Below are 26099 nucleotides of genomic sequence, written 5' to 3' on the forward strand. Positions count from 1 at the left end.
ACGGGGTTCTGCAACTGAGAAACAGCATCTTCGACGCTACTGATGAACTCGGTGTGCGCGATTACCAGTCGCGCGCCGCTGTCGCCGAGGAGATGACAGATCTCTGAGCCAGTCCAGTGCCAATTGACTGGAACCGGATTTCCGCCGCAGCTGGCCACCGCGAGCGAAACCTCGAGAAACTCGATGTCATTCCGCATTACGAGAGCTACACGTTCCCCTGGCTGTATTCCTCGCGCCTTGATCGCGGCGGCAAGTCGGCCGGCACGTTGGTGGGACTCGTGCTGGCTACGGACTCTGGTTCCACAGGTGACGGTCGGCTGTTGAGGGTCGTCCATTGCACTCATGCCATCGAAGTCTGCCAGGCGAGGGCCTGTGGCGAGCTGATGGTTCAACTCCGCAGCGCCGCGAATCGGACCAAAGTCACATAGCAGAAGCGCGTGGGATGTTGCAGACAATCGCCCGAAGCTGTTTACTTCTGATTGCGTAGTCGATCAAAACTGATCGTTTGAGTTACTTGCGGGCGGCCACACAGGGGAGGCGAGGATGGAGTTGAACTCACGGCGACGTATGGGGAGGCCGGGTACGGGTTCGCTCATATGCAGCCTTAACCTCGTCCACCGTGGCGTCGAGTCCCTGGGACAATTTTTCGGCGACATCTTCCCTCAGTCGAGAATGCCCTCGCTCGACGGTAGCCAGAGCGGTCGTGGACATTCCAATCTTCTTGGCCAACTGAGGCTGCGTCAGACCCCGAAAGACCCTGAGGTCTCCCAAATATCTCTCATTTCGCGGGATGAGCACTACGTCATCCATGGTGATACCGAGAACATTGACGACCCGAGCAAGATAGTCGACCTGCGGGGAAGCCTTGCCCACTTCCCAACTCAACACAGCAGCGGGGCTTACTTCTGCAAGTCTCCCGAGCTCCCCCCTGGTGAGCTTTTTCGCCTTACGTGCAGCTTCCAACGAAGCGGGCGAAAACCCCCTCAAGATTCGTCGGCTCATTCCTCGCACCCGCACATGAGCCATCACTTTGCCTGACCCCAATCTATGCCGTCCCAGTGTCCTGCAATGGACATCGGTGGTAACATCCTGTTTTAGAATCAGATCATAAAGTACGAAGATGCGTGGCGAGAAGGGGGAAAGGGCCGAGATGCAGACGAATTCATCGACGCACCTACTCTGCGCATCTCGACAAAGCTCAGTCGCAGGCAAGCCAATTCGCCTGGCTATAGATGCGACTGCGGTGGTTGCTGGCGCAAGGTTATGCCGAATCGCGTGCCACACATACGCAACCGCGAAAGACCCCAGGGACGGACTCCTGTTTGGCGACCGGTCCCGTCCCTGGGGCTCTCTTCTGCCTGCGACACCATTCGCATCAGGGCGTCCGGACCGCAGGCTTTCGAGCTTATGCGGTGTCGTTGAATCCGCAACCAGCCGGAGGCAACTATGGAAAATCCCGCAAGGCTTTCCGTTGAAAATGATCGCCACGGGATAGTTCCTGCTGGCAAACGCGAGCACGCGAGCACGGCTGAGTACTTCGTCGTCTCCTCATATCGCGTTATCGAACCTGTGCCGTGCGCCGGCCGGGCCACCCAGCCGAAGTGGTAGAGCGCGATCCGGCGCATCGGCCCGGGCAGCGAGCCGAGCGCGGTCCGCAGCACCGGATCGACCTCCGCCCGGGCCCGCTCCAGCAGCATGACCGCCTCGTGTCCCTCGGTCGGCGCCGGCCGGCCGTCCCGCTGTGTCCCGATGGTCCCTCGTCCTTCCGGTGTCCCGACGGACTGCCGGGGCTCGGCGTACCGCTGCCCACCCGGGGCGGGCAGCGTCGTCTCCGTTCTGGACTCCGTGAGGGACTCACCCATGGGACCGCCTCGGAGGATGAGCGGAGGGTGGCGCTTCCGCTGTCGCTGGGCGCGTGCCCCGAGGATGTACCCGCCCTGACGGGCGGGGACACGGCCGGCCTGCCGGCAGCGTCACCGCCAGCGGCCGATCTCGACGTTCTCCAGGATGCCGAGCGCGTCCGGTACCAGGACCGCGGCGGAGTAGTACGCCGTGACCAGGTACTTGATGATGGCCTGTTCGTTGATGCCCATGAAGCGCACCGACAGGCTCGGCTCGATCTCGTCCGGGATGCCGGAGGCGCGCAGTCCGATGACGCCCTGGTCGGCTTCGCCGGTACGCAGGGCGATGATGGACGTCGTACGGGCTTCCGAGACCGGGATCTTGTTGCACGGGAAGATCGGCACACCGCGCCAGGTCGGGATGCGGTTGCCGGTCATGTCGATGGTCTCGGGCACCAGCCCGCGCTTGTTCAGTTCGCGGCCGAACGCGGCGATGGCACGCGGGTGGGCGAGGAGCATCTTGGTGCCGCGGCGCCTGCTGAGCAGCTCGTCGAGGTCGTCCGGGCTGGGCACGCCGTCGTGCGGCTGGATCCGCTGGTCGTACTCGCAGTTGTGCAGGAGCCCGAAGTCACGGTTGTTGATGAGCTCGTGCTCCTGGCGCTCCTTCAGGGCCTCGACCGTCAGCCGGATCTGCTGCTCGGTCTGGTTCATGGGCTGGTTGTAGAGGTCGGCCACGCGCGTGTGGATGCGCAGCACGGTCTGGGCGACGCTCAGTTCGTACTCACGGGGCCGGGCCTCGTAGTCGACGAACGTGTGCGGGATGTCCGGCTCGCCGGAGTGGCCGGAGGAGAGGTCGATCTCCTTCTCGCCGTACTTGTTGGAGCGCTGCGAGGGGATCGAGCGGCGCTGCCGGAGGTGTTCGCGCAGGGTGTCCGAGCGCTCCGCGATCTGCTCGAACTCCTGGCGGGGCAGCACGAGCACGGTGCACGCGGTGAGGGCACGGGCCGTGAACTCCCAGATCGCGTCCGCGTCGAGCAGCGCCTCGTCGCCGAAGTAGGCGCCGTCGGCGAGGACTCCGAGGGACTCGTCGTCGCCGTAGGGGCCGGTGCCGACCTTCTCCACCCTGCCGTGCGCCAGCAGGTACACCTCGTCGGACGGGCTGCCGAAGGAGGCGATCACCTCGCCCGCCGGGATCTCCCGCTGTTCGCAGCGGCGAGAGATCTCGAAGAGCACCTCCTCGTCCTCGTACGACCGCAGCGCCGGCAGCTCCCCCAGTTCCGCGGGGATGACCTCGACGCGGTCGCCGGTCTTCACGAACGTCACCCGGCCGTCGCCCACGGCGAACGTGAGCCTACGGTTCACCCGGTACGTGCCGCCCTGGATGTCGACCCAGGGAAGCATCCGCAGCAGCCAGCGCGAGCTGATCTCCTGCATCTGCGGCACGGACTTGGTCGTGGTGGCCAGGTTCCGCGCGGCCGCCGTGCCGAGACTCTGCTGCGGCTTGGTCTGCTCCGTGCGGACCTCTTCGCCTACCGACATAGAGAACTGCCCTCCCGGTTGTGACCGACGCCCCCATCCCTCAGGCATCGATGTGCACCCGCAAGCCTTCCGCACGCGACGCGGTGGTGCTATTACCCGAAAGAGCGGGAATGGATCTTCGCGCTGCTGGGCAGAGGGGGCCCGTCACGGCGTTCGAAAACGCCCGCGTCCGGGACGCGGACCGGGTGGTCGGGCGCACCGACGGCGTCAGTTCCGAGCTCCCTCCTCCTCCACGTGCGGGTGACAATGGCTCGATGACCAGCCCCGACCCGCCCGGACTCGCCACGCTGCGTCCCCGGCTGCCGTCACCGGTGCAGGAAGTCGTGGACGACCGGTTCGAGCGCCGGGGCGTCCGGCTGCTGCTGAAGCGGGACGATCTGATCCACCCGGAGCTGATCGGCAACAAGTGGCGCAAGCTCGCGCCGAACCTGACCGCGGCGGCCGGCCGTACCGTCGTCACCTTCGGCGGCGCCTGGTCCAACCATCTGCGTGCCACGGCCGCGGCCGGCCGGCTGCTCGGCATCCCCACGGTCGGTGTCGTACGCGGCGACGAGCTGGCCGACCGGCCCCTCAACCCCTCACTGACTCGCTGCGCGTCCGACGGCATGCGGCTGCACTTCGTCGACAGGGCGACCTACCGCCGCAAGTCCTCGCCCCGGGACCTGGCCGCCATCCTGCGCGCGGCGGACGCCGAGGACGCGTACGTCGTCCCCGAGGGCGGCAGCAACGCCGAGGCCGTCCGCGGCTGCCGCGCGCTCGGCACCGAGCTGCACGGCCGGGCCGAGGTAGTCGCCGTGGCCTGCGGCACCGGTGGCACGCTCGCGGGGCTGGCCGCCGGTCTCGGCCCCGGCGTGCGCGCCCTGGGCGTGCCGGTGCTCAAGGGCGGCTTCCTGACCGCCGGGACGGAGGCCCTGCAGCGTGAGGCGTTCGGCGGCCGGCGTGGCACCTGGAGCCTGGATGAGCGCTTCCATTTCGGTGGCTACGCGCGCGTGCCCGCCGAGCTCGATGCCTTCGCGGAGGACTTCGAGCAACGGCACGGCCTGCCCGTGGAGCGTCTGTATGTCGCCAAGCTGCTGTACGGACTCGTCGCGCTGGCCGGTGAGGGTGCCTTCCCGCGCGGGACGGCGGTCGCGGCCGTGATCACCGGCCGCCCCTTCCCCTGAGGCGCAGCATCCCTAAGACGCCCGCTTCTCCATGAGGCGCAGCATCCCCCTGAGGCGCCACTTCCCTCCCCTTGAGGTGCCGCTTCCCCCCTGCGGCGCCCGCTCCGTCTTCCCCCTGCGGCGACGGTCCACCGTCACGCCGCCTCCCGGAACGCCGCCGCCTCCTCCAGATCCAGCCTGCGCAGCAGGGTCCGCAGCATCTCGTCGTCGATGTAACGGCCGTCCCGGAGTCTGACGAACACATCGCGCTCGGCGCTGATCATCTCGCGCGACAGCCGCCGGTAGGTGTCGTCGACGGACTCCCCGGTGATCGGGTTGGCCTGGCCGAGCCGCTCCCAGACGGCGTTGCGGCGGCGCTCCAGGACGATGCGCAGCCGGTCGGCGAGCGGGGCGGGCAGGGCGTTGCGCTCGTCGGCGAGGAGTTCGTCCAGGCGCCGTTCGGCGGCCCGGGAGGCCTGTGCCTGGGCGTTGGCCTCGGCCAGCGTCTCGGTCTGCGCGTCTCGCCCTGGGAACTTCAGCAGCCGGATCAGCGGGGGCAGGGTCAGGCCCTGCACGACCAGGGTCCCGATGACCGTGGTGAAGGTCAGGAACAGGATGAGGTTGCGCTGCGGGAAGGGCTCCTCTCCGTCGTGCATGGTGAGCGGGATGGAGAAGGCGATGGCCAGCGAGACGACCCCCCGCATCCCGGCCCACGCGATCACGAACGGTCCCTTCCAGGTCGGGTTCTGTTCCCGTTCCCGCACCCGGGCCGACAGCAGCCGCGGCAGGAAGGTGGCGGGGTACACCCAGACGAACCGGGTGGCGACGACGACCAGGAACACGGCGACCGCGTACCAGGCGGCCTCGATGCCCTCGTACTCCCCGAGCCCCCTCAGCACCACCGGCAGCTGCAGGCCGATCAGCGCGAACACCGCCGACTCCAGGACGAAGGCGACCATCTTCCAGACCGCCTCCTCCTGCAGGCGCGTCGCGAAATCGACCTCCCACGCGCGGTGCCCCAGGTAGAGCGCGACGACCACGACCGCGAGGACACCGGAGGCGTGCAGCTGCTCGGCGACGGCGTACGCGACGAAGGGGATCAACAGGGACAGCGTGTTCTGCAGCAGCGCTTCCTTCACGTGCGTGCGCAGCCAGTGGATCGGCGCCATCAGCAGCAGGCCCACCACGACACCGCCGACCGCCGCGAGCAGGAACTCGCCGATGCCCCCGGCCCAGGTCGCGCCCTCGCCGACGGCGGCGGCCAGGGCGACCCGGTAGGCGGTGATCGCGGTGGCGTCGTTCAGCAGGGACTCGCCCTGGAGGATCGTGGTGATCCGCGAGGGCAGCCCCACCCGGCGGGCGACCGCCGTGGCCGCGACGGCGTCCGGGGGCGCCACCACCGCGCCGAAGACCAGAGCCGCGGTCAGCGGCATCCCCGGCACGATCACGTACAGGGCCCAGCCGACGACGAAGGTCGCGAACAGCACGTATCCCACGGACAGCATCGCGACCGGCCGCAGCTGGGCCCGCAGGTCGAGGTAGGAGCTGTCGGTCGCGGCCGTGTGCAGCAGCGGGGGCAGGATGAGCGGCAGGACCACGTGCGGGTCGAGCGTGTACTCGGGTACCCCCGGGACGTAGCTGACCGCCAGCGCGACGGCCACCAGCAGCAGCGGCGCCGGCACCGGGGTCCGCCGCGCGGCAGCGGCGATCGCCGCACTGCCCGCCACGAGCAGCAGCAGTGGCATCACGTCCATCGTTCTCGCCCGCCCTCATTTTTCGACGCGGTCTTCCGCCCGACCGTCGTAACCTGGCAATCATGAAACAGTGCACGCACGCCGACGCGCTGCCGCACCCCGAACCCGGCCCGCTCAGCGAGACGTGTCCGGAGTGCTTGGCGGAGGGCATGGATCCGGTGCAACTACGGCTGTGCCTCAGCTGCGGTCACGTCGGCTGCTGCGACTCCTCGCCGGGACGGCACGCGGCGGAGCATCACAAGGAGTCCGGTCACCCCGTGATGCGGACCCACGAGCCCGGAGAGACCTGGCGCTGGTGCTTCGTCGACCACGTCCTGGTGTGACGCGACAGGACCCCGGCGGCGGACGGTTCGACCGTCTGACGTCTGGGTACGTCAACCCGGCGCGCGCTCTTCCCATTTGGGCCCGCCCAACCCCTAGACACGGAGCGTATCCACAGGTTTACTGTGAGTGACGACGAGGGGTTGGGTCCCGGGGACAGGACCGTCGAGAGCGCGGTAGCGTCACCGCTGAACCACGTATCGCGTTACCCCGAGGGGCGACCCTCGGCCCTGAAACGCTTGTACCACCATGGAGGTGAGGGTGTCCCAGATCGCAGGCGAGCCCGCGACCCAGGACTTCGTGGAAGTCCGGCTGCCGGCCGCGGGGGCCTACCTGTCGGTGCTGCGTACGGCCACGGCCGGTCTCGCGGCCCGTTTGGACTTCACCCTCGACGAGATCGAGGACCTGCGCATCGCGGTGGACGAGGCCTGCGCGATCCTGCTTCAGCAGGCCGTGCCCGGCTCGGTGCTCAGTTGTGTCTTCCGCCTCGTCGACGACTCACTCGAGGTCACCGTCTCGGCGCCGACCACGGATGGTCATGCCCCTTCGCGGGACACCTTCGCCTGGACCGTCCTGTCCGCTCTGGCGGGCAAGGTCTCCTCCGCCGTGGACAAGGACAAAACCGTTTCGATCAGCCTCTACAAACAGCGCGGCGCGGGACCCGGGCCGGCGTGAGGAGCGAGGACGGGCCGGTGCGGGACGAAGAGCGCGGCACACGAGAGCTGCCGGCCGAGGGCACGGGCACGAGTGGCCCGACCGGTGCCCGACGCATGGCGGACGGCATCGACGGCATCCCCGAGCAGGCCCGCCCGCATCCCGAGGACGACTCCGCGGGGGCCGTCCTCCCGGGCGGCGGGCGGCCGGACCGGGACGGTGCCGTGCGGAGCGCGCCTCCGGGCGAGGGGATCGCCGTACCCCCGGCCCAGGGGGGTCCCCCCACTCCCGCGAAGTCGAGAGTGGCGGAGGAGGCGAGGGCTCGGGGAAGGGCGACGGGCGGGACGATGAGCGAGCACGAGCGACACTCCGAGGATCAGGCGCCGCGCGCGCACCAGACACGGGGTGCGCAGCACGGCTCTCCGGACCGCAGTGGGGCGCGCGAGATGTTCCTCAAGCTGCGCACCCTGAGCAGCGGCAGTCCTGAGTACGCGGAGCTGCGCAACCAGCTGGTCCGGATGCATCTGCCGCTCGTGGAGCATCTCGCGCGCCGCTTCCGCAACCGGGGCGAGCCGCTGGACGACCTCACCCAGGTCGCCACGATCGGACTGATCAAGTCGGTCGACCGTTTCGACCCGGACCGCGGCGTGGAGTTCTCGACGTACGCGACCCCGACGGTCGTCGGCGAGATCAAGCGGCATTTCCGCGACAAGGGCTGGGCGGTGCGCGTCCCGCGCCGGCTGCAGGAGCTGCGCCTGGCGCTGACGACGGCGACGGCCGAGCTGTCACAGCTGCACGGCCGCTCCCCCACGGTCCACGAGCTCGCCGAGAAGCTGGCGATCTCCGAGGAGGAGGTCCTGGAGGGTCTGGAGTCCGCCAACGCGTATTCCACGCTGTCCCTGGACGTCCCCGACACCGACGACGAGTCCCCGGCGGTCGCGGACACCCTCGGCGCCGAGGACGAGGCGCTGGAGGGCGTGGAGTACCGGGAGTCCCTCAAGCCGCTGCTGGAGGACCTCCCGCCGCGCGAGAAGCGGATCCTGCTGCTGCGGTTCTTCGGCAACATGACGCAGTCGCAGATCGCGCAGGAGGTTGGCATCTCCCAGATGCACGTCTCCCGGCTGCTGGCGCGCACGCTGGCGCAGCTGCGGGAGAAGCTCCTCGTCGAGGAGTGACGGCTACTTCTCCAGATTGCCGGTGTTGCCGGGCCCGCGGATTCCGAGGGCCCGGGTCGTCTCGGGGTTCACCAGCAGCACCAGCGACGCGACGGCCACGGCCGCGAGGGCGATCCCGCCCGGGATGGCCATGCTGTCGGCCTGCAGCAGGTTGTAGGCCACCGGCAGCGCCATGAGCTGGGTGATCACGGCCGGGCCGCGGCTCCAGCTGCGCAGGGCGAGCAGTCCGCGGGCCGCGAACAGGGGCAGCAGTGCGAGCACGACCAGCGTGATGCCGCCGGTCACGGCCTGCTGCCGGTCGTCGGGATGCCCCGTGAGCCCGAGGACGAGAATCCAGACGCCGCCGACGACCAGCGCGAGGCCTTCCAGCGCGGCCAGCAGCGCGGCGTACGTCAGACGCCGGGGGCGGGGGCCGGTGGTTTCCTCGGTGGTGGGGGTCTTCTCACTGCTCACCTCTGAAGAGTAGCCCTCGTCGTGCGCGCCCCTCGTGGCGAGGTTCACCCCCGCTCTCTTACCCGATCCCTACCTCGGTATGGGCCCGGTACCCCCCAGTAGGTACGCTGCCAGTCATGCGTGCACTCCTCGTGGTCAATCCGGCGGCAACCACCACAAGTGCGCGCACACGCGACGTACTGATCCATGCGCTCGCCAGCGAGATGAAGCTGGAGGCGGTCACCACCGAGTACCGCGGTCACGCACGCGACCTCGGCCGGCACGCGGCGGACAGCGACGACATCGACCTGGTGGTGGCCCTCGGCGGCGACGGCACGGTCAACGAGGTGGTCAACGGCCTCCTGCACGCCGGCCCCGCGCCGGGCCATCTGCCCGGCCTCGCCGTGGTCCCCGGCGGCTCCACCAATGTCTTCGCCCGCGCCCTGGGCCTGCCCAACGACGCCGTGGAGGCCACCGGCGCCCTGCTGGACGCCTTGCGCGACGGCAGCGAGCGAACCGTCGGCCTCGGCCTGACCTCGGGCACGCCGGGCACGGAGGACGAGTCGGTGCCGGCCCGCTGGTTCACCTTCAACGCGGGGCTCGGCTTCGACGCCGGTGTGGTGGGTCGTGTGGAGCAGCATCGCGAACGCGGCCGGAAATCCACACACGCTCTCTACGTGCGCCAGGTGATGCGTCAGCTGCTGGGTGAGCCGAACCGCCGCCACGGGACGATCACGCTGGAACGCGCCGGCGAGGATCCGGTCACCGATCTGGTGCTCTCCATAGTCTCGAACACCTCGCCTTGGACGTTTCTGGGGAATCGCCCGATCTACGCGGCACCTAAAGCCTCGTTCGATACCGGCCTCGATCTCTTCGGTCTCAGCCGCCTCTCCACTGCGGCGGTTGCCCGGTATGGCACCCAGTTGCTCACTTCGTCCCCCGAGCGTGGACCCCATGGCAAGCACGCCACCTCTCTGCATGACTTGACAGAGTTCACCTTGCATTCGAAGGTCCCGCTCCCCCTCCAGATGGACGGTGACCACCTGGGGCTGCGGACCAGCGTGACGTTCACAGGCGTACGCCGTGCACTGCGTGTGATTGTGTGAGCAGAACTGGCTAAAGTCCTTTCACTCGAACGTTTAGGCCAGGATCCACCCCATGGAAGTACGGCTGTGACCTAGTCGACACCGAAGAATCAAAAAAAACTTTCCGGAAGGGGTTGTATCCGCCGCTGAGGTTTGCGAGTCTCTACGTGGCGATCGAGACGGCCCGCAACACCGGCCTCCACTGATCACCAGAACCCCTCTTCAAACCACAGGACCTTCGCCGGGGAACCTGGCAGTCGGCCCTTCACTTGTTGAGGGATTCGTGAAAGCGTTCACATTCACAAGCAAGCCCTGCACGTAATACCAAGGAGAGGTAGCAGCCATGGACTGGCGTCACAACGCCGTTTGCCGCGAGGAAGACCCCGAGCTCTTCTTCCCCATCGGCAACACCGGTCCTGCGCTGCTGCAGATCGAGGAAGCCAAGGCCGTCTGCCGTCGCTGCCCGGTTATGGAGCAGTGCCTGCAGTGGGCGCTCGAGTCCGGCCAGGACTCCGGCGTCTGGGGTGGTCTCAGCGAGGACGAGCGTCGCGCCATGAAGCGCCGCGCCGCCCGCAACCGGGCTCGTCAGGCCTCCGCCTGACAACCCACCCCTGCTGACAGCCTGAGCTTGGCGGCGCGTACAGCGAGTACGCATCTCCCGCCCCCGAGCCGCAGCGCGCAGTTCCCCCGATGCGCTTAGTTAAGCAGCAACGAGCTTTAGCCCCGGGCCACTTGGTGGCCCGGGGCTCATTGCTTTCCCGGGCCCTTCCCGAGGTTCTCGGATCCCGCTACTTCTGGGACCGCACCGGGATGTCGAGGATCACACGCGTGCCGCGCTCCGGCGCCGGGACCATGTCGAAGGTGCCGCCCAACTCGCCCTCCACCAGGGTCCGCACGATCTGCAGGCCGAGATTGCCGGCGGTGTGCGGATCGAAGCCTTTGGGCAGACCGACCCCGTCGTCCTGGACCGTGACCAGCAGTCGGGCCTCCTTGGTCGTGCCACCGCGGACCGCCGACACCTCGACCGTGCCGGTGTCGCCCTCGCGGAAACCGTGCTCGAGCGCGTTCTGCAGAACCTCGGTCAGCACCATCGACAGCGGCGTGGCCACCTCGGCGTCGAGAATGCCGAAGCGGCCGGTGCGCCGGCCCGCCACCTTGCCCGGGGAGATCTCCGCGACCATCGCCAGGACGCGGTCGGCGATGTCGTCGAACTCCACGCGCTCGTCCAGGTTCTGGGAGAGCGTCTCGTGCACGATCGCAATCGATCCGACGCGCCGCACCGCCTCTTCGAGGGCCTCGCGCCCGCGGTCGGACTCGATGCGCCGGGCCTGCAGGCGCAGCAGCGCCGCCACCGTCTGGAGGTTGTTCTTGACGCGGTGGTGGATCTCCCGGATCGTCGCGTCCTTGGTGATCAATTCGCGCTCGCGCCGACGCAGTTCGGTGACGTCCCGGAGCAGGACGAGGGAACCGATACGGGTGCCCTTCGGCTTGAGCGGGATCGCGCGGAACTGGATGACCCCGTCACTGGCCTCGATCTCGAACTCGCGCGGTGCCCAGCCGCTGGCGACCTTGGCGAGCGCCTCGTCCACCGGGCCCCGGGTCGGGGCGAGTTCGGCGGTGGTCCTGCCCAGGTGCTGGCCGACGAGGTCGGAGGCGAGGCCGAGCCGGTGGTAGGCGGACAGGGCGTTCGGGGAGGCGTACTGGACGATGGCGTCGGCGTCGAGCCGGATCAGGCCGTCGCCCACGCGGGGCGAGGCGTCCATGTCGAGCTGCTGGTTGGCGAACGGGAAGGACCCGGCCGCGATCATCTGCGCCAGGTCGGAGGCGCTCTGCAGGTAGGTGAGTTCCAGGCGGCTCGGGGTGCGCACGGTGAGGAGGTTGGTGTTGCGCGCGATGACTCCGAGGACGCGCCCTTCCCGCCGTACGGGGATCGACTCGACCCGGACGGGCACCTCCTCGCGCCACTCGGGGTCGCCCTCGCGCACGATACGGCCCTCGTCGAGGGCGGCGTCCAGCATCGGGCGGCGGCCGCGCGGGACGAGATGGCCCACCATGTCGTCCTGGTACGAGGTCGGACCGGTGTTGGGCCGCATCTGGGCGACCGAGACGTACCGGGTGCCGTCGCTGGTGGGGACCCACAGGACCAGGTCGGCGAAGGAGAGGTCGGAGAGCAGCTGCCACTCCGACACCAGCAGGTGCAGCCACTCGAGATCGGTGTCGTCGAGTGCGGTGTGCTGGCGTACGAGTTCGTTCATGGAGGGCACGTGTGCGAGCGTACCCGGGGGTTCGTACGGCCCTGAAACACCCGCGGGCCGCGGCGCCTGAGAGGGACCCTCAACCCTCCCGGCACCGCAGCCCGGAGCAATATCGGCCGTGGGGTGTGCGGTCCCGGTCGGCCGAAGGATGAGGATCCGGGGCAGTCAGGGCAGAGAGCCTCGGTTCCTCGGTCCGCCTTCCTGTGCGGGGAAGACGGAGGCTGGTGCGCGTTGCACACGCGCTCTCGTTACGCATTGTGGACTAGACCACTTGTGGGTGTCCATGCGTTGGAGGCTGTTCGTTGTTGTCATTTCCGCGACGCGTCGGACGCACCGGCGCCCAGCAGGCAGCCTAACCCGTGTGGGTTCCTGTGCGGGGCCAGATGGACAGGGCAATTTCCGCGACCGCCTCCAGTTCCTCCCTGCTCGCCCCGTCGCGTGCCTGTTGTGACATGCCCTGGATCATCGCTCCGGTGTGACGGGCCAGGGCGGCGGCGTCGGTGGCGGGCGGCAGCACGCCGGCGGCGACGTCGGCCCTTATACGGCGTTCGAACGCGGCGATGTTGGCGTTGCGCCGGTCCCGCAGCGACTGCTCCACCTCCGGGTTCGAGCAGTTCGCGGCAGCGTGGACGACGAGGCAGCCGTGCGGGTGGCCGGGTTCGGTGTACGCGGTGGCGGCTTCGCGCAGGGTGCGCTCCACGGCGGCCCGTGCGGTGGGCTCCTCGATGAGGGCGCGCTCGGTGAAGGATCCGTACCGCGTGCCGTACACGCGGACGACCTCTTCGAAGAGGGACCGCTTGTCTCCGAAGGCGGAGTAGAGGCTGGGGGCCCCGATGTCCATGACGCGGGTGAGGTCGGAGACGGACGTGGCTTCGTAGCCGTGCTCCCAGAAGGCCAGGAGGGCCTTCTCCAGTGCGGTTTCGCGATCGAAGGAGCGGGGGCGACCGCGGGGCCTGGTCCTGGCCTTGCCCGCACCGGCGGCCGTCGCGCTCGTGGCGTCAGGCCCCTTCGGAGCCTTCGCGGTTCCGTCCTCGTTCACCATGGGGTGCATTTTATAGCGGGCACTAGAGAAATGGAGGCGGGCTGCTGTACGGTCATTTCTGTAGCGACCGCTAGAAAAATGAGAAGGGGGCGCCGCCATGGGCGTGCTCACGGGCAGGACGGCACTCGTCACGGGGGCGAGCAGGGGCATCGGGCGAGGCATCGCCGAGCGGCTGGGGCGGGACGGCGCTCGGGTCGCCGTGCACTACGGCAGGAACGAGACGGCGGCGAAGGAAACGGTCGCGGCGATCGAGAGGGCCGGGGGCTCGGCGTTCGCGGTGGGCGTTGAACTGGGAACACCCGGGGACGCCGAGGCGCTGTGGGAGGAGTTCGACCGGCACGCGGACGGGCTGGACATCCTGGTGAACAACGCGGCGATCGGCAACACACGGCCGATCGGGCAACTGGAGGAGCGGGAGTACGACGAGGTCTTCGCGGTGAACGTGAAGGCGCCGTTCTTCATCCTCAAGCACGGCATGGCGCGCCTGCGGGACGGCGGCCGGGTCGTCAACATCTCGTCGGGGCTGGCCCGGACCGCGGCGATGCCGGACAACGTGGCGTACGCGATGACGAAGGGCGCGCTGGACGTCCTCTCACGGGACCTGTCCAAGGTGCTGGGCCACCGGGGCATCACGGTGAACTCGGTGGCCCCGGGGATCATAGACACGGACAACACGGCGGCACTGCTGTACGGCAGTTCCGACGGCTGGGCGAAGGCGGCGGCACTGTCGGCACTGGGCGGGGTGGGCCGGCCTGCCGACGTCGCCGACGTGGTGGCGTTCCTGGTGTCGGACGGCGGGCGGTGGGTGACGGGCAGTTGGGTGGATGTGACGGGGGGTTCGCTCACCTAGAGGCGGAAGGGCGGGCGCGTGCGAGTCCCCGGCCCTCCCCCGCCCTCAGCGCGTCTCCGTCACCTTCGCCAGTGCCCGGGGTGCGTCCGGGTCCTGGCCCCGCGCGATGGTGACCTCGTAGGCCAGGAGCTGGAGGGGGATGATCTCCAGCATGGGCTGGACCTCCTCCGCCACGTCGTCCATGGGCAGCACGAAGCCGGCCGAGGCCTGCTCCACCTGGTGCCGGGGTCCAATGACGACGAGGTCGGCGCCCCGGCCGCGCAGCCGGTCCAGGACGGGCTGAAGGGCTTCGCCGCCCTTGCCGTCGGTCACCACGGCGATGACCGGGGAGACGTTGTCGACCATGGCGAGCGGTCCGTGCAGCAGGTCCGCGCCGGAATAGGAGAGGGCGGGGATGTAACTGGTCTCCATCAGCTTGAGGGCGGCCTCCTTGGCCGTGGGGTAGCCGTAGCCGCGGGAGGTGATCACCATGCGCTCAGCGAAACGGTAGCGGGCGGCGAGCGTGCGCACCTCCCCCTGGCGTGCGAGCAGGTGCTCGGCGAGCTCCGGCAGCACCCGCGCAGGCGCGCCGTCGCCGCCCCGCAGGCCCTCGACGAAGAGGTAGAGCGCGAGCAGGGAGGCCGTGTACGTCTTGGTCGCGGGGAGGGCCTTCTCGGGCCCGGCCATGATGTCGATGTGGTACTCGGAGACACCGGCGAGCGGAGAGTCCGGGTTGTTGGTGACGGCCAGCGTGATGGCGCCTGCCTCACGGGCGGCCCGGGTCGAGGCGACCAGGTCGGGGGAGCCGCCGGACTGGCTGACGGTGACGACCAGGACGTCGGTGAGGTCGGGCCGGGCTCCGTAGGCCGTGGTGGTGGACATCGAGGTGAGTCCGCAGGGCAGGCCGAGCCGGATCTCCAGGAGGTACTTGGCGTACAGGGCGGCGTTGTCGGAGGTACCGCGGGCGGTCAGCAGGACGAAGCGGGGCGTGCGGGCGGCGATCTGCCGGGCCACGTCCTGGATGGCGGGGGCGCCCTCGGACAGGATCCGGCGCAGGACGGCGGGCTGCTCCGCCATCTCACGGGCCATGGTCCGGCCCGGGAGTTCGCCGAGGGGGTCCGGTGTGGCTGCGGCGGTCATGGCGGGTTCCTTCCGGGGCGGGGCGGGGCGGGTGCAGACCCCATTCCACTCCCCCGGGCCGGGCACCGCCCACCCGGGAGCCTTGATCGCACTTCCGCACCAGGTGCGGCCGCGCTGTTCACCACTCGTGACCTGGTCGGCACGGCATCGCCACCCGCGTGGGAGCGTCAGTACGCACCCTGGGAGCGGCAGGACCGCTCTGTTAGATTGGTCTAAACCACACGACCCCTCCCGGGTCCGGTCCCAGTTGAGCAGTCCTCTCAGATCGGCAGGCCAGCGTGGAAGTTGTCATCGTTCCGGACGCCAAGGCGGGCGGCGAGCTCATTGCCGAGGCCATGGCACAGCTGCTCCGGCGCAAGCCCGCCGCCCTGCTCGGCGTGGCCACGGGCTCGACGCCGCTGCCCGTGTACGAAGCGCTGGCGGCCAAGGTGCGCTCCGGCGCGGTGGACGTCGGCCGGGCACGGATCGCACAGCTCGACGAGTACGTGGGGCTGCCCGCCGATCACCCGGAGTCCTACCGGTCGGTGCTGCGGCGTGAGGTGCTGGAGCCGCTCGGGATCGGGATGGACCAGTTCACGGGCCCGGACGGCACGGCGGCGGACGTACAGGGGGCGTGCGAGGCCTACGACAAGGCACTGTCGGACGCGGGGGGTGTGGACCTTCAGCTGCTCGGCATCGGGACCGACGGACACATAGGCTTCAACGAGCCCTGCTCGTCGCTGGCGTCGCGGACGCGGATCAAGACGCTGACCGAGCAGACCCGGATCGACAACGCGCGCTTCTTCGACGGTGACATCGGCCAGGTGCCGCACCACGTGATCACGCAGGGCATCGGCACCATCCTGGAGGCCCGGCACCTGGTGCTGCTCGCCACCGGCGAGGGCAAGGCGGACGCGGTCGCGGCGACGGTGGAAGGGCCGATCGCCGCGGTGTGCCCCGCGTCCGCGCTCCAGCTCCACCCGCACGCGACCGTCGTCGTCGACGAGGCCGCCGCGTCGAAGCTGAAGCTGGCGGACTACTTCCGCCACACCTACGCCAACAAGCCGGACTGGCAGGGGATCTAGGGTTCCCCTCCGGCCCTTCGAACTCCTCAGCACCGGACAGCTCCCCCTGCTCCCGTGGGGCCGATCCGAGCGGCAGGCTCTATCGACCCATGGCCCTGGCCTCCAGTAGGTCGTCGTCGGCCGGTTCGTCCTGGGCGCGCCAGCCGGCCACCCACAGGGGCATCACCCGGTGCACCACGAGAACGGCGATGAGCAAGGGTGCGGCGTAGGCCTTGGGGGCGTCGCCGGCGGCCCCGCCCGTGATCAGCAGGGCGACCGCCGCTGCGGCCAGGAGCAGGGTCGTCACCCGGTGGGCCCGGGCCAGGACGCGGGCGCGTTCCGCCGACTGCCGCTCGTCCAAGGCGCGTTCGCGCAGTTCCAGCAGGCCACGGGTGGCGCCGTTGATCACGCCCGTCGCGACCATCCAGGGAAGCAGCAGCACCGCCATCACGGCCACGGGCCACAGCAGCTCGCCCTCGGCGAGGCAGAAGTGGGTCATCAGGCCGCCGATGGCGACGGTGAGCACGACATGGGCGGCGACGGTCAGACGGCGGCGCGCCTCCGTGGCGTACCAGGCTGCTGCGCGACGGTCGTTCATCAGCCGCAGCATGCTCCGGTCGTAGCGGGTCAGGCGTGTCGTCGTCATGTCTGGTTCCTCCCGTAGACCTCGTCGGTGAGCGGGCGGAACGGTTCGAGGGAGAACAGGGCCTCGACCGGCAGACCGAAGAACTTCGAGATCTTCAGCGCCAGGTCGAGGCTCGGGTTGTACTGCCCCCGCTCGATGTAGCCGATGGTCTGGTAGTGGGCTCCCACTGCCTCGGCCAGGCTCTGGCGCGACACCTTGCGCTCGGCGCGCACCACGGCCAACCTGTTGTGCACCTGCTCGCTCATGTATAAGAAGTACTACATTCAAACGCAGTATGACAACCATGAGCTCGCCTGTGGCCACGGCGGCGGAGGTGTCAGTGGTGATGGCTTGCCGGCCGAGGGTCTCCACAGGGGTCGCACCGGGGCGGGTCCACTGCGGTACGGGGCGGCTGGTCGGGCCCCAGTGGCGTTGCCGTCGGCGTCCGAGCGCCGGGACCAGCACGCGTCGCGTCCCTCGCGGCGGCCGTCGGGGGTGCCCTCCCAGGCCTCGCCGCGGCCGTAGGGCGTCATGTCGAGCAGGCCGGCCCATCTCGCCGCCGACGGGAGCGGGCACGCCGCGCACCGAGTACCAAGGCTTGGAACAGGTCCAGGAACGGGACCGGTCACTCGGGGGCCCGACGACCTCGACCGTGCCGTCGAACTCGACCATCGGCAGCCGGCGCCGGGCCGCGGCGATGGCGTCGCCCTCGCGGGTGTGGCCTTCTCGCGAACCAGCAGTTCGTCGCGGGCGGTCTTCCATGTGGCCAGATCAGCCCACCAGGGACGGGCGGCCGGGCAGCGCGGTGGTCGCCTCCTCCGGCTTGGTCGGCATGGCGTCTTCCGTGGAGTCGGGCCGCGGCATCGTGCGACGCCGCCGCGGCGGTCACCCGGAGAGATTCGTGCCCCGGCCGGAACTCGCCGCTGCGGCGAGGGCGTCCCCCTATCCGGGCCGGGACGGGCCGGGCCGGAGCGCCCCATTCACCCCCGGGCCCTCACAGCCCGGTGACCCCGGCGATCACTTCGGCCGCCGCCCGGCCGCAGACGCGGGCCGCGCCGTGGGTGGCGATGTGCAGGGCGCCACGCGGGGCGGCCTGGGGCACGCCCATCTCCACGACGACGGTGTCGGGGCGGGCCGCCAGCAGGGTGTCGAGGGCCGAGGCCATCCAGGGGTGGCGGTGTTCGTCGCGGACGACCGCGACGATGCGGCGCGGGCCTGCCGCCTCCAGTGCCGCCCGTCCGGCGCTCTCACCGGCCGCGTTCTCCGGGCCGTCCCCGGCGGAGAAGCTGCCCGTCACCGTGCCCGGCAGGAGGTGGACGAGCTCCGCGGCGACGCCCCACGGCGTCTCGTCGCCCACGGCGATGTTGGCGACGGGGCTCAGGGCGGCGACGTAGGGGGGTTCGGTGAGGGGCTTGAAGGTGTCGGGGCTGCCGAGGCCGGGCGCGGCGGTCAGGGTGAGGGCGCGGCGGGCGGCGTGCAGGCCGATCTCGGTGCCGTGGGTGTCCTCGGCCGGGCGTCCCGCCGTGCCGGCCCAGCGGGCCAGTGCGCGTACCCGGTCGGCGGCCTCGGCGAGGCGTTCCTCCGGGAGTTCACCCGCCCGCACGGCCGAGACCAGGGCGTCCCGCAGGCGCAGCACGGTCGCGTCGTCGGCGAGACCGCCGCCCACGCAGATCGCGTCGGCGCCCGCGGCGATGGCCAGGACGCTGCCGCGTTCGATGCCGTAGGTGCCGGCGATGGCCCTCATCTCCATGCCGTCGGTGACGATGAGGCCGTCGTAGCCGAGCCCGTCGCGGAGCAGGCCGGTGAGGATGCGGCGGGAGAGGGTGGCCGGACGGTCGGGGTCCAGCGCGGGGACCAGGATGTGGGCGCTCATGACGGCCCGGGTGCCGGCGGCGATGGCGGCACGGAACGGGGCCAGTTCGCGTTCGGACAGCACGTCGGCGGAGACGTCGATGCGCGGCAGTGCGTGGTGGGAGTCGACGGCGGTGTCGCCGTGGCCCGGGAAGTGCTTGGTGCACGCGGCGACTCCCGCGGACTGCAGGCCGGTGACGTAGGCGGCGGTGTGCCGGGCGGCCAGATCGGTGTCGGCGCCGAAGGAGCGGACACCGATGACCGGGTTGCGCGGGTCGGAGTTCACGTCGGCGGACGGGGCCCAGTTGAGGTTGACGCCGCAGGCGGCGAGGCGCCGGCCCAGTTCGCGGGCGACCTGGTGGGTCAGTTCCACGTCGTCGACCGCGCCGAGGGCGTGGTTGCCCGGGAAGGAGGAGCCGTTGCGCACCTCCAGGCGGGTCACGTCGCCGCCCTCCTCGTCGATGGCGACGAGGACGTCGTCGCGCTCGGCCCGCAGCTGGGCGGTGAGGGCGGCCAGCTGTTCCGGCGAGGCGATGTTGCGGCCGAACAGTCCGACGGAGGCGAGGCCCTCACCGAGCCGGCGCAGCAGCCAGTCGGGGGCGGTGGTGCCGGTGAAGCCGGGCTGGAGGACCGTCAGGGCGTCGCGGGTGAGTGTGTCGGTGCCGCTGGCGAGTGTCGTCATGGGGTGAGGTCATCCCTTCACGGCGCCCGCGGTCAGGCCCGCGGCCATCTTGCGCTGGACGAGGAGGAAGAGGGCGACGATCGGCACGGCCATCATCGTGGCGCCGGCCATCATCGGGGCGTATTCGGTGCCGTGTTTGGTGGTGAAGTTGCCGAGCCAGACGGTCGCGGTCTGGTTCTTCTGGCTGAGGAGCATCAGGGCGTACAGGTACTCGTTCCAGGCCTGGATGAAACCGTAGACCGAGGTGGCGACCATGCCGGGGGCCAGGAGCGGGAAGACGACCCGGAGGAAGGCGCCGGTGCGGGAGCAGCCGTCGACCATGGCCGCCTCCTCCAGTTCCTTCGGGATGTTGACGATGAAGCCCCGCAGCGTCCACACCGTGAACGGGAGGATGAAGGTCAGGTACGTGATGATGAGGCCGGTGAGCCGGTCGTACTGGCCCAGGTCGTTGAGCAGCAGGAACACCGGGATGATCATGGCGACCAGCGGGACCATCTGGACCGCGAGGATGCCCACGATCACGATCTTGCGGCCGCGGAAGGCGAACCGGGAGATGGCGAGCGCGGCCAGCAGTCCGACGACCATGCCGATGACGACCACGGCCAGCGACACCACCATGCTGCGGCCGACCGGGCCCCAGAAGTCGGCGATGTCCAGCGCCCGGGTGAAGTTGTCGAGGGTAAGGCCGGTCGGCAGCAGGCTCGGGTCCGGGTCGATGGCGTCCTTGGCGGGCTTGAACGCGGTGTTGAGCATCCAGTAGAGCGGGAAGCCCGCGATGAGGAAGACCAGGAGACCGAGGAGGTTCCAGCCGAGCCGCGGGTTCCTGCGGCGGCGGGCTCCGGCGAGCGTGCTCATTCGACCTCTCCGATCTTCAGCATCTGCCGCATGTAGACGGCGACCACGCCGAGCAGCAGCAGGACGGTGATCAGCGCGATGGCCGAGCCCTGGGCGTAGTCGTTGACGACGAAGGCCCGGTCGTAGGAGTAGGTGTTGAGGACCTGGAACTCCGGCTCGGGGTGGCCGCCCCGCATGACGAACACCTGGGGGAAGACGCCCATGTCCCAGATGACCGACAGGGTCGTGAGCATCACGATGATCGGCTTGAGGACGGGCAGGGTGACGAACCGGAACACGCCCCAGGAGCTGGCACCGTCCAGCCGGGCGGCCTCCTCCAGCTCCTTAGGAACCTGGGTGAGACCGGCGCTGAGGGTGATGACCACGAAGGGCACGGCTCCCCAGATCACCAGCAGCATGATCACGGCCAGGCCCTCGGGTCCGCTGGCGAACCAGTTGTGGCCGATCATGTCGATGCCGGGCAGCTTGCTCAGCAGCGCGTTGAAGACGCCGTAATCCGAGTCGAAGAGCCACTTGAAGACGGTGGTCGCCACGATGACGGGCATGCCCCAGCTGGCCACCAGCACGATGTTGATGAGCATCTTCAGCCAGCCGGAGACCCGCTGGAGCAGCAGGGCGAGGGCCATCCCGATCACCATCGTGAAGACGACGGCGCCGGCCGCGAAGACGATCGTGCGCACGACGACGGCCCAGAACTCGCCGTCGCCCAGCACCTTGGCGAAGTTGTCGAAGCCGACCGACTCGGCCGGCTGGAAGCCCCACAGCTGGGACTGCCCGAACTTCTGGAAGGAGAGGGTGACGAGGCGGGCCAGCGGATAGCCCATGACCAGGGCGAGGATCAGCAGGCAGGGGGCGAGCAGCAGCCAGGGGACGGAGGCTCCGCCCGACGTGCGCTGTCCGCGGGGGCGCCGGTCCTTCGGGGGCGGCGGTGGTGCCTGCCGCGGTGGCGGCACCTTGGCAGTGGTGGTGGTCTCTGCGGCACTCATCGCGCGCTCCTTGACGGTCCCTCAGGTCGTACGAGAATCAGGGCCCCGTCGAGGACTGCGGGGAGGCGACGGGGCCCTGTGCTCAGGTCACTTGGTGTTGATGACCTTGTCGATCGCGGCGTCCGCCTCCTTGGCGGCGGCCTCGACGGACTTCTTGCCGGTGCCGATGCTCTGCAGCATGGTCTGCAGGACCTGGGCCTTCTCGACCTGGCCCCAGCCGGGTGCCATCGGGACGAACCAGCTGGACTCGGCCGCGGTGGCGGGGACCGCCGTCTTCGGGTCGTTCTTGAGCGTCGCGAGGTCGGTCTTGTTGTTGGGCAGGTTGCCCTTGGCCATCAGGCCCTTCTGCCCGGAGGAGCCGGTGAACGCGTTGATCCACTCGGCGGCCAGGGCCTGCGCGTCGGACTTCACCGGCACGGCGAGGTCGGAGCCGCCCAGGAAGACGGGCATGCTCTTGCCGGACGGGCCGGGCATCACGAAGTTCTCGAGGTTGCCCTTGAGCTTGCCGGTCTTGTCGTTCTTCGGGTCCTCGGCGGTCGCGCCCTCCCAGGCGGCGGCGAAGATCATGGCGGACTTGCCCTGGCCGTAGACGATGTAGCGGTCGGACTCGTCCTTGGTCTTGTCGCCGTGCATGTAGGAGTCGACGACGTTCTTGAACTCCTTCAGGCCCTTGAGGGACTCGGGAGAGGAGAGGGAGGCCTTCCACTGGCCGCCCGACTCGGTGGCGATGGCGCCGCCGGCGTCGTAGACGAAGGACATGGCCGCGTACCAGTCGCGGGTGGGCTGGTACCAGGCGCTGAACTTGTCGCCCTGCTTCTTCTGGATCTTGCCCAGGGCGGCGGTCAGCTCCTTGTACGTCTTCGGGGTCGACTTCACCCCGACGGACGCGGCGACGTCCTTGCGCCAGTTGGCGACTCGACCGCCGGCGTAGTACGGGACGCCGTAGGTCTTGCCGTCGTAGGTGACCGATGCCTTGAGGCCGTCCAGCCAGGCGTCGGAGTTGTCGAACGTGCCCGCGTCGAGGGGGGCGAAGGCACCCTTGACCATGTAGCCGAGCATCTCGGTGTTGCCCATCTCGACCACGTCGGGGGCCTTGTCCGTGGCGAGGACGGCGTCGAGCTTGGCGTTCTTGTCGGGCCAGCCGTAGTACTCGTGGTTGATCTTGAGGCCGGGGTGCTTCTTCTGCACCGCGGCGTCGGCGGCCTTCACCAGTGCGGGCCAGTTGTTCTGGGCGTCGACGGTGAGCCAGACGGTCAGCTCCTTGGCGTCCGCGCCCTTGTCGGAGCCCCCGTCACCCTCGCCCCCGCACGCCGCGATGGAGACCATCATGCCCGCGATACCGATCGCGGATATCAGCTTGCGCTTCACGCCACCCTCCTCAGGGATCCCACAACCCCCCTGGCTCCCCGCAGTGGGCGTGGGGCCGGGCCTGGACCAATGGTGTAGACCAGTACCGGGGAGCTTGGACCAGACCAGAAGGCCTGTCAAGGGCCTCGATACGGCCCTGACCAGCCGTTATGCGACCTACATATGCAGGAACCTTTAAGTAAGAAGCCAGCGAAAACCCGAGCGAGACACGGCATACTGCGGGTAGACCACAGGGAATGGTGGACTAGACCAGAAGAGGCGCCGACGGTATACAAGTGGGATCGTGTCGGCAGACCGGGCCGGGAAGGCGGAGCATGAGCACCGACGTCAGCAGTGCGGAGAACGAGAACGGGGTGCCCGTCCGTACCGCGCGAGTGCCCAAGTACTACCGCCTGAAGAAGCACCTGCTCGACATGACGGAGACCCAGGCGCCGGGCACGCCGGTCCCGCCCGAGCGCACGCTGGCGGCGGAGTTCGACACCTCGCGCACGACCGTGCGCCAGGCGCTGCAGGAGCTGGTCGTCGAGGGCCGGCTGGAGCGCATCCAGGGCAAGGGCACCTTCGTCGCCAAGCCGAAGGTCTCGCAGGCGCTGCAACTGACCTCGTACACCGAGGACATGCGCGCCCAGGGCCTCGAACCCACCTCGCAGCTGCTGGACATCGGCTACATCACCGCCGACGACCGCCTGGCCGGGCTGCTCGACATCACGCCCGGCGGACGCGTGCTGCGCATCGAGCGGCTGCGCATGGCCAACGGCGAGCCGATGGCCATCGAGACCACCCACCTGAGCGCGAAGCGCTTCCCGGCGCTGCGGCGCTCGCTGGTGAAGTACACGTCCCTCTACACGGCGCTGGCCGAGGTCTACGACGTCCGGCTCGCGGAGGCCGAGGAGACCATCGAGACGTCGCTGGCGACCCCGCGCGAGGCCGGCCTGCTGGGCACCGACGTCGGGTTGCCGATGCTGATGCTCTCCCGGCATTCGCTGGACCGGGACGGCCGGCCGGTGGAGTGGGTGCGGTCGGTCTACCGGGGAGACCGGTACAAGTTCGTGGCCCGGCTGAAGCGACCCGCCGAGTAACCGCACCGCAGGGCTTCCGTCGCTGCTGACGCCTGGTTTCGGTTGGGTACCGCATTGCGGACGAGGGGTTCCGTTCCCGCCTCACCCTGACCTAGATTGCCTGCGCCACAGGTGATCACCAAGGGGACGGAGCCGCCTGATGTCGCAAGCGCCGGAAGCCAGCAGAGGGCCGGTGGTGACGCCCGTGCGCGTCGTCATCGCCGTCTGCCTCGTAGCGCCCTTCGTGGCCATGCTGTGGGTCGGCTCGTACGCGAAGACCGACCCGGCCTTCATAGGGATCCCGTTCTTCTACTGGTACCAGATGGCCTGGGTGCTGATCTCCACCGCTCTGACCATGATCGCCTACAAGCTGTGGCAGCGTGACCAGCGCGCCCGCTCGGCCGCGAAGGGCGGTGCGTCGCAGTGAAGGACGGCGTGAACGGCGTCGCGCTCGGCGTCTTCATCTTCTTCTTCCTGGCCGTGACGGTCATGGGCTTCCTGGCCGCGCGCTGGCGCAAGGCCGAGAACGAGAACAGCCTGGACGAATGGGGCCTGGGCGGCCGCTCGTTCGGCACCTGGATCACCTGGTTCCTGCTCGGCGGCGACCTGTACACGGCGTACACCTTCGTCGCCGTGCCGGCTGCGATCTACGCGGCGGGCGCGGCCGGCTTCTTCGCCGTGCCCTACACGATCCTGGTGTACCCGTTGATCTTCACCTTCCTCCCGCGCCTGTGGTCGGTCTCCCACAAGCACGGCTACGTCACGACGTCCGACTTCGTGCGCGGCCGGTTCGGGTCGAAGGGCCTGTCGCTGGCGGTGGCCGTGACCGGCATCCTGGCGACGATGCCGTACATCGCGCTCCAACTGGTGGGTATCCAGGCCGTGCTGGACGTGATGGGCGTCGGCGGCGGCGAGAACACCAACTGGTTCATCAAGGACCTGCCGCTGCTGATCGCGTTCGGCGTGCTGGCGGCGTACACGTACTCCTCGGGTCTGCGGGCCCCCGCGCTGATCGCGTTCGTGAAGGACACGCTGATCTACATCGTCATCGCGGTGGCGATCATCTACATCCCGATCAAGCTGGGCGGCTTCGACGAGATCTTCGCCAAGGCCGGCGAGGCGTACAGCCAGACCAACCCGGCGACGGGTGCGCCGCGCGGTGCGCTGACACCGGCCGAGCCGGGCCAGTGGACGTACGCCACGCTGGCGCTGGGCTCCGCCCTCGCGCTCTTCATGTACCCGCACTCGATCACGGCGACGCTGTCCTCGAAGAGCCGTGAGGTGATCCGCCGCAACACCACGATCCTGCCGCTGTACTCGCTGATGCTGGGTCTGCTGGCGCTGCTCGGGTTCATGGCGATCGCGGCCGGCATCAAGGTGCAGAACGGGCAGCTGGCGATCCCGCAGCTGTTCGAGACGATGTTCCCGGACTGGTTCGCGGGCGTTGCGTTCGCGGCGATCGGCATCGGCGCGCTGGTGCCGGCGGCCATCATGTCCATCGCGGCCGCGAACCTCTTCACCCGCAACATCTACAAGGACTTCATCAAGCCGGACGCCACTCCGGCGCAGGAGACCAAGGTTTCCAAGCTGGTCTCCCTGCTGGTGAAGGTCGGCGCCCTGGCCTTCGTCCTCACCATGGACAAGACGGTCGCCATCAACTTCCAGCTGCTGGGCGGCATCTGGATCCTGCAGACCTTCCCGGCCCTGGTCGGCGGCCTGTTCACCCGCTGGTTCCACCGCTGGGCCCTGCTCGCGGGCTGGGCGGTCGGCATGGTCTACGGCACGGTCGCCGCGTACGGCGTGGCCTCCCCGACCCAGAAGCACTTCGGCGGCTCCGCGAAGGAGATCCCGGGCATCGGGGAGATCGGCTACATCGGCCTCACGGCGTTCGTCCTGAACGTGGTGGTGACGGTGGTCCTGACCTTCGTCCTGAAGGCCCTGAAGGCCCCCGACGGCATCGACGAGACCAAGCCGGAGGACTACACGGCGGACGCGGGCGACCCCGGCGTCCAGGTGGAACTCCCGCCCGCGACGGCCGGCTCCGCGCACTGATCCCAGGGTTCCGACCCACCACGAACACCCCCGCAGCGGGCCCCGGCTTGCTCGCCGTTCTCGGTCTGGCCGCCGGCATTCTCTCGCCGCAACTCGAGAAGCTGCTGACGCCGTACTCCACCACGCTGGCCCCTGGCCCGCACGCCGATTACCACCTCGCACTGTGGCACGGATTCAACACTCCGCTGCTGCTCACGTGCATCGTCATCGCCGGCGGTGTCGCGCTCTACATCGCACAGCGTCAGATCAGCCGACTGCACTTCGAGCACCCGCCGCTGGGCAACGCCGACCGTATCTACGACGCGACCCTGCGCGGCATGGACACCATCTCGATGCGCCTGACCGGCGCCACTCAGCGTGGTTCGCTCCC

At 69.3% G+C, this 26099-nt stretch carries 25 protein-coding genes and 2 pseudogenes; 12 read left to right on the forward strand and 15 right to left on the reverse strand.

What is annotated here, in order from left to right:
• The 3 genes from ABT116_RS21595 to ABT116_RS21610 all read right to left on the reverse strand — a co-directional run.
• The coding region (locus ABT116_RS21595) for an AMP-binding protein (RefSeq protein WP_351636375.1) at nucleotides 1-344 on the reverse strand (344 nt) is incomplete at its 3' end.
• Between the two features lie 211 nt (nucleotides 345-555).
• Nucleotides 556-1026, reverse strand: a complete 471-nt coding sequence (locus ABT116_RS21600; RefSeq protein ID WP_351636435.1) for a helix-turn-helix domain-containing protein — start codon at nucleotides 1024-1026, stop codon at nucleotides 556-558.
• A gap of 947 nt (nucleotides 1027-1973) precedes the next feature.
• Nucleotides 1974-3380 (reverse strand): family 2B encapsulin nanocompartment shell protein, encoded by a 1407-nt coding sequence (locus ABT116_RS21610; protein ID WP_351636379.1) that lies wholly within the window; start codon nucleotides 3378-3380, stop codon nucleotides 1974-1976.
• A 254-nt stretch (nucleotides 3381-3634) separates the two neighbouring features.
• Here ABT116_RS21610 and ABT116_RS21615 point away from each other — a divergent pair, with 254 nt between their 5' ends.
• A complete protein-coding gene (locus ABT116_RS21615; RefSeq protein WP_351636383.1) occupies nucleotides 3635-4543 on the forward strand; it encodes a 1-aminocyclopropane-1-carboxylate deaminase/D-cysteine desulfhydrase in 909 nt (302 codons plus the stop codon).
• Nucleotides 4544-4677: 134 nt separating this feature from the next.
• Here ABT116_RS21615 and ABT116_RS21620 read toward each other — a convergent pair whose 3' ends face one another.
• Complete coding sequence (locus tag ABT116_RS21620) at nucleotides 4678-6276, reverse strand: Na+/H+ antiporter (protein WP_351636387.1); 1599 nt, start codon at nucleotides 6274-6276, stop codon at nucleotides 4678-4680.
• A gap of 62 nt (nucleotides 6277-6338) precedes the next feature.
• Here ABT116_RS21620 and ABT116_RS21625 point away from each other — a divergent pair, with 62 nt between their 5' ends.
• From ABT116_RS21625 to ABT116_RS21635, 3 genes are all read left to right on the forward strand, one after another.
• Nucleotides 6339-6599, forward strand: coding sequence for a UBP-type zinc finger domain-containing protein (locus tag ABT116_RS21625; RefSeq protein WP_053672413.1), 261 nt, complete (start codon nucleotides 6339-6341; stop codon nucleotides 6597-6599).
• 259 nt (nucleotides 6600-6858) lie between these two features.
• Entirely contained in the window at nucleotides 6859-7272 is a 414-nt protein-coding gene (locus tag ABT116_RS21630) for an ATP-binding protein (protein ID WP_003992877.1), read from the forward strand.
• Nucleotides 7273-7289: 17 nt separating this feature from the next.
• Nucleotides 7290-8426 (forward strand): RNA polymerase sigma factor SigF, encoded by a 1137-nt coding sequence (locus ABT116_RS21635; RefSeq protein WP_351636391.1) that lies wholly within the window; start codon nucleotides 7290-7292, stop codon nucleotides 8424-8426.
• Nucleotides 8427-8429: 3 nt separating this feature from the next.
• On the opposite strand, the gene ABT116_RS21640 is transcribed toward ABT116_RS21635, so the two are convergent.
• Nucleotides 8430-8879 carry a hypothetical protein gene (locus ABT116_RS21640; protein WP_351636393.1) on the reverse strand — a complete coding sequence of 150 codons (450 nt, stop codon included), beginning with the start codon at nucleotides 8877-8879 and terminating at the stop codon, nucleotides 8430-8432.
• A gap of 116 nt (nucleotides 8880-8995) precedes the next feature.
• Between ABT116_RS21640 and ABT116_RS21645 the strand changes: the two genes are divergently transcribed.
• Nucleotides 8996-9964 (forward strand): diacylglycerol/lipid kinase family protein, encoded by a 969-nt coding sequence (locus tag ABT116_RS21645; RefSeq protein ID WP_351636397.1) that lies wholly within the window; start codon nucleotides 8996-8998, stop codon nucleotides 9962-9964.
• 322 nt (nucleotides 9965-10286) lie between these two features.
• Nucleotides 10287-10544, forward strand: coding sequence for a WhiB family transcriptional regulator (locus ABT116_RS21650; protein ID WP_016639615.1), 258 nt, complete (start codon nucleotides 10287-10289; stop codon nucleotides 10542-10544).
• Nucleotides 10545-10731: 187 nt separating this feature from the next.
• Here ABT116_RS21650 and ABT116_RS21655 read toward each other — a convergent pair whose 3' ends face one another.
• Together ABT116_RS21655 and ABT116_RS21660 are read right to left on the reverse strand one after the other, a co-directional pair.
• Nucleotides 10732-12198: a sensor histidine kinase gene (locus ABT116_RS21655; RefSeq protein WP_351636438.1), complete on the reverse strand. Its 1467-nt coding sequence runs from the start codon at nucleotides 12196-12198 to the stop codon at nucleotides 10732-10734.
• Nucleotides 12199-12550: 352 nt separating this feature from the next.
• Complete coding sequence (locus ABT116_RS21660) at nucleotides 12551-13240, reverse strand: TetR/AcrR family transcriptional regulator (protein WP_351636400.1); 690 nt, start codon at nucleotides 13238-13240, stop codon at nucleotides 12551-12553.
• Between the two features lie 97 nt (nucleotides 13241-13337).
• On the opposite strand from ABT116_RS21660, the gene ABT116_RS21665 reads away from it, so the two are divergent.
• A complete protein-coding gene (locus ABT116_RS21665; RefSeq protein ID WP_351636403.1) occupies nucleotides 13338-14090 on the forward strand; it encodes an SDR family oxidoreductase in 753 nt (250 codons plus the stop codon).
• Nucleotides 14091-14135: 45 nt separating this feature from the next.
• Here the strand turns inward: ABT116_RS21665 and ABT116_RS21670 are convergent, their stop codons facing one another.
• Complete coding sequence (locus tag ABT116_RS21670) at nucleotides 14136-15209, reverse strand: SIS domain-containing protein (protein WP_351636406.1); 1074 nt, start codon at nucleotides 15207-15209, stop codon at nucleotides 14136-14138.
• Nucleotides 15210-15487: 278 nt separating this feature from the next.
• On the opposite strand from ABT116_RS21670, the gene nagB reads away from it, so the two are divergent.
• A complete protein-coding gene (nagB, locus tag ABT116_RS21675) occupies nucleotides 15488-16273 on the forward strand; it encodes a glucosamine-6-phosphate deaminase (protein WP_351636408.1) in 786 nt (261 codons plus the stop codon).
• A 79-nt stretch (nucleotides 16274-16352) separates the two neighbouring features.
• Here the strand turns inward: nagB and ABT116_RS21680 are convergent, their stop codons facing one another.
• The 7 genes and pseudogenes from ABT116_RS21680 to ABT116_RS21710 all read right to left on the reverse strand — a co-directional run bounded on the left by ABT116_RS21680 (nucleotide 16353) and on the right by ABT116_RS21710 (nucleotide 22619).
• The gene (locus ABT116_RS21680; protein ID WP_351636410.1) at nucleotides 16353-16898 is read right to left on the reverse strand and encodes a hypothetical protein; all 546 of its coding nucleotides are present in this window, start codon (nucleotides 16896-16898) and stop codon (nucleotides 16353-16355) included.
• The gene (locus ABT116_RS21685; RefSeq protein WP_351636412.1) at nucleotides 16895-17143 is read right to left on the reverse strand and encodes a helix-turn-helix transcriptional regulator; all 249 of its coding nucleotides are present in this window, start codon (nucleotides 17141-17143) and stop codon (nucleotides 16895-16897) included. The genes ABT116_RS21680 and ABT116_RS21685 overlap by 4 nt, the downstream gene beginning before the upstream one ends.
• Nucleotides 17144-17214: 71 nt before the next feature.
• Nucleotides 17215-17711 (reverse strand): annotated as a pseudogene (locus tag ABT116_RS21690) (DUF899 family protein).
• Between the two features lie 160 nt (nucleotides 17712-17871).
• Nucleotides 17872-19410, reverse strand: coding sequence for a glycoside hydrolase family 3 protein (locus tag ABT116_RS21695; protein WP_351636416.1), 1539 nt, complete (start codon nucleotides 19408-19410; stop codon nucleotides 17872-17874).
• A gap of 9 nt (nucleotides 19411-19419) precedes the next feature.
• The gene (locus tag ABT116_RS21700) at nucleotides 19420-20265 is read right to left on the reverse strand and encodes a carbohydrate ABC transporter permease (protein WP_351636419.1); all 846 of its coding nucleotides are present in this window, start codon (nucleotides 20263-20265) and stop codon (nucleotides 19420-19422) included.
• Nucleotides 20262-21251 (reverse strand): carbohydrate ABC transporter permease, encoded by a 990-nt coding sequence (locus ABT116_RS21705; protein WP_351636422.1) that lies wholly within the window; start codon nucleotides 21249-21251, stop codon nucleotides 20262-20264. Before ABT116_RS21705 ends, ABT116_RS21700 begins: the two co-directional genes overlap by 4 nt.
• 87 nt (nucleotides 21252-21338) lie before the next feature.
• Entirely contained in the window at nucleotides 21339-22619 is a 1281-nt protein-coding gene (locus ABT116_RS21710; protein ID WP_351636424.1) for an extracellular solute-binding protein, read from the reverse strand.
• A gap of 314 nt (nucleotides 22620-22933) precedes the next feature.
• Here ABT116_RS21710 and ABT116_RS21715 point away from each other — a divergent pair, with 314 nt between their 5' ends.
• The 4 genes and pseudogenes from ABT116_RS21715 to ABT116_RS21730 form a co-directional block, all read left to right on the forward strand.
• A complete protein-coding gene (locus tag ABT116_RS21715) occupies nucleotides 22934-23698 on the forward strand; it encodes a GntR family transcriptional regulator (protein WP_053672402.1) in 765 nt (254 codons plus the stop codon).
• A 139-nt stretch (nucleotides 23699-23837) separates the two neighbouring features.
• The gene (locus ABT116_RS21720; protein ID WP_351636429.1) at nucleotides 23838-24104 is read left to right on the forward strand and encodes a DUF3311 domain-containing protein; all 267 of its coding nucleotides are present in this window, start codon (nucleotides 23838-23840) and stop codon (nucleotides 24102-24104) included.
• Nucleotides 24101-25729 carry a monocarboxylate uptake permease MctP gene (gene mctP, locus ABT116_RS21725; RefSeq protein ID WP_351636432.1) on the forward strand — a complete coding sequence of 543 codons (1629 nt, stop codon included), beginning with the start codon at nucleotides 24101-24103 and terminating at the stop codon, nucleotides 25727-25729. Before ABT116_RS21720 ends, mctP begins: the two co-directional genes overlap by 4 nt.
• Before the next feature lie 47 nt (nucleotides 25730-25776).
• Nucleotides 25777-26099 (forward strand): annotated as a pseudogene (locus ABT116_RS21730) (Na+/H+ antiporter subunit A); the annotation flags it as partial.

The organism is Streptomyces sp. NPDC002130, assembly GCF_040296465.1.
Taxonomy (GTDB): domain Bacteria; phylum Actinomycetota; class Actinomycetes; order Streptomycetales; family Streptomycetaceae; genus Streptomyces.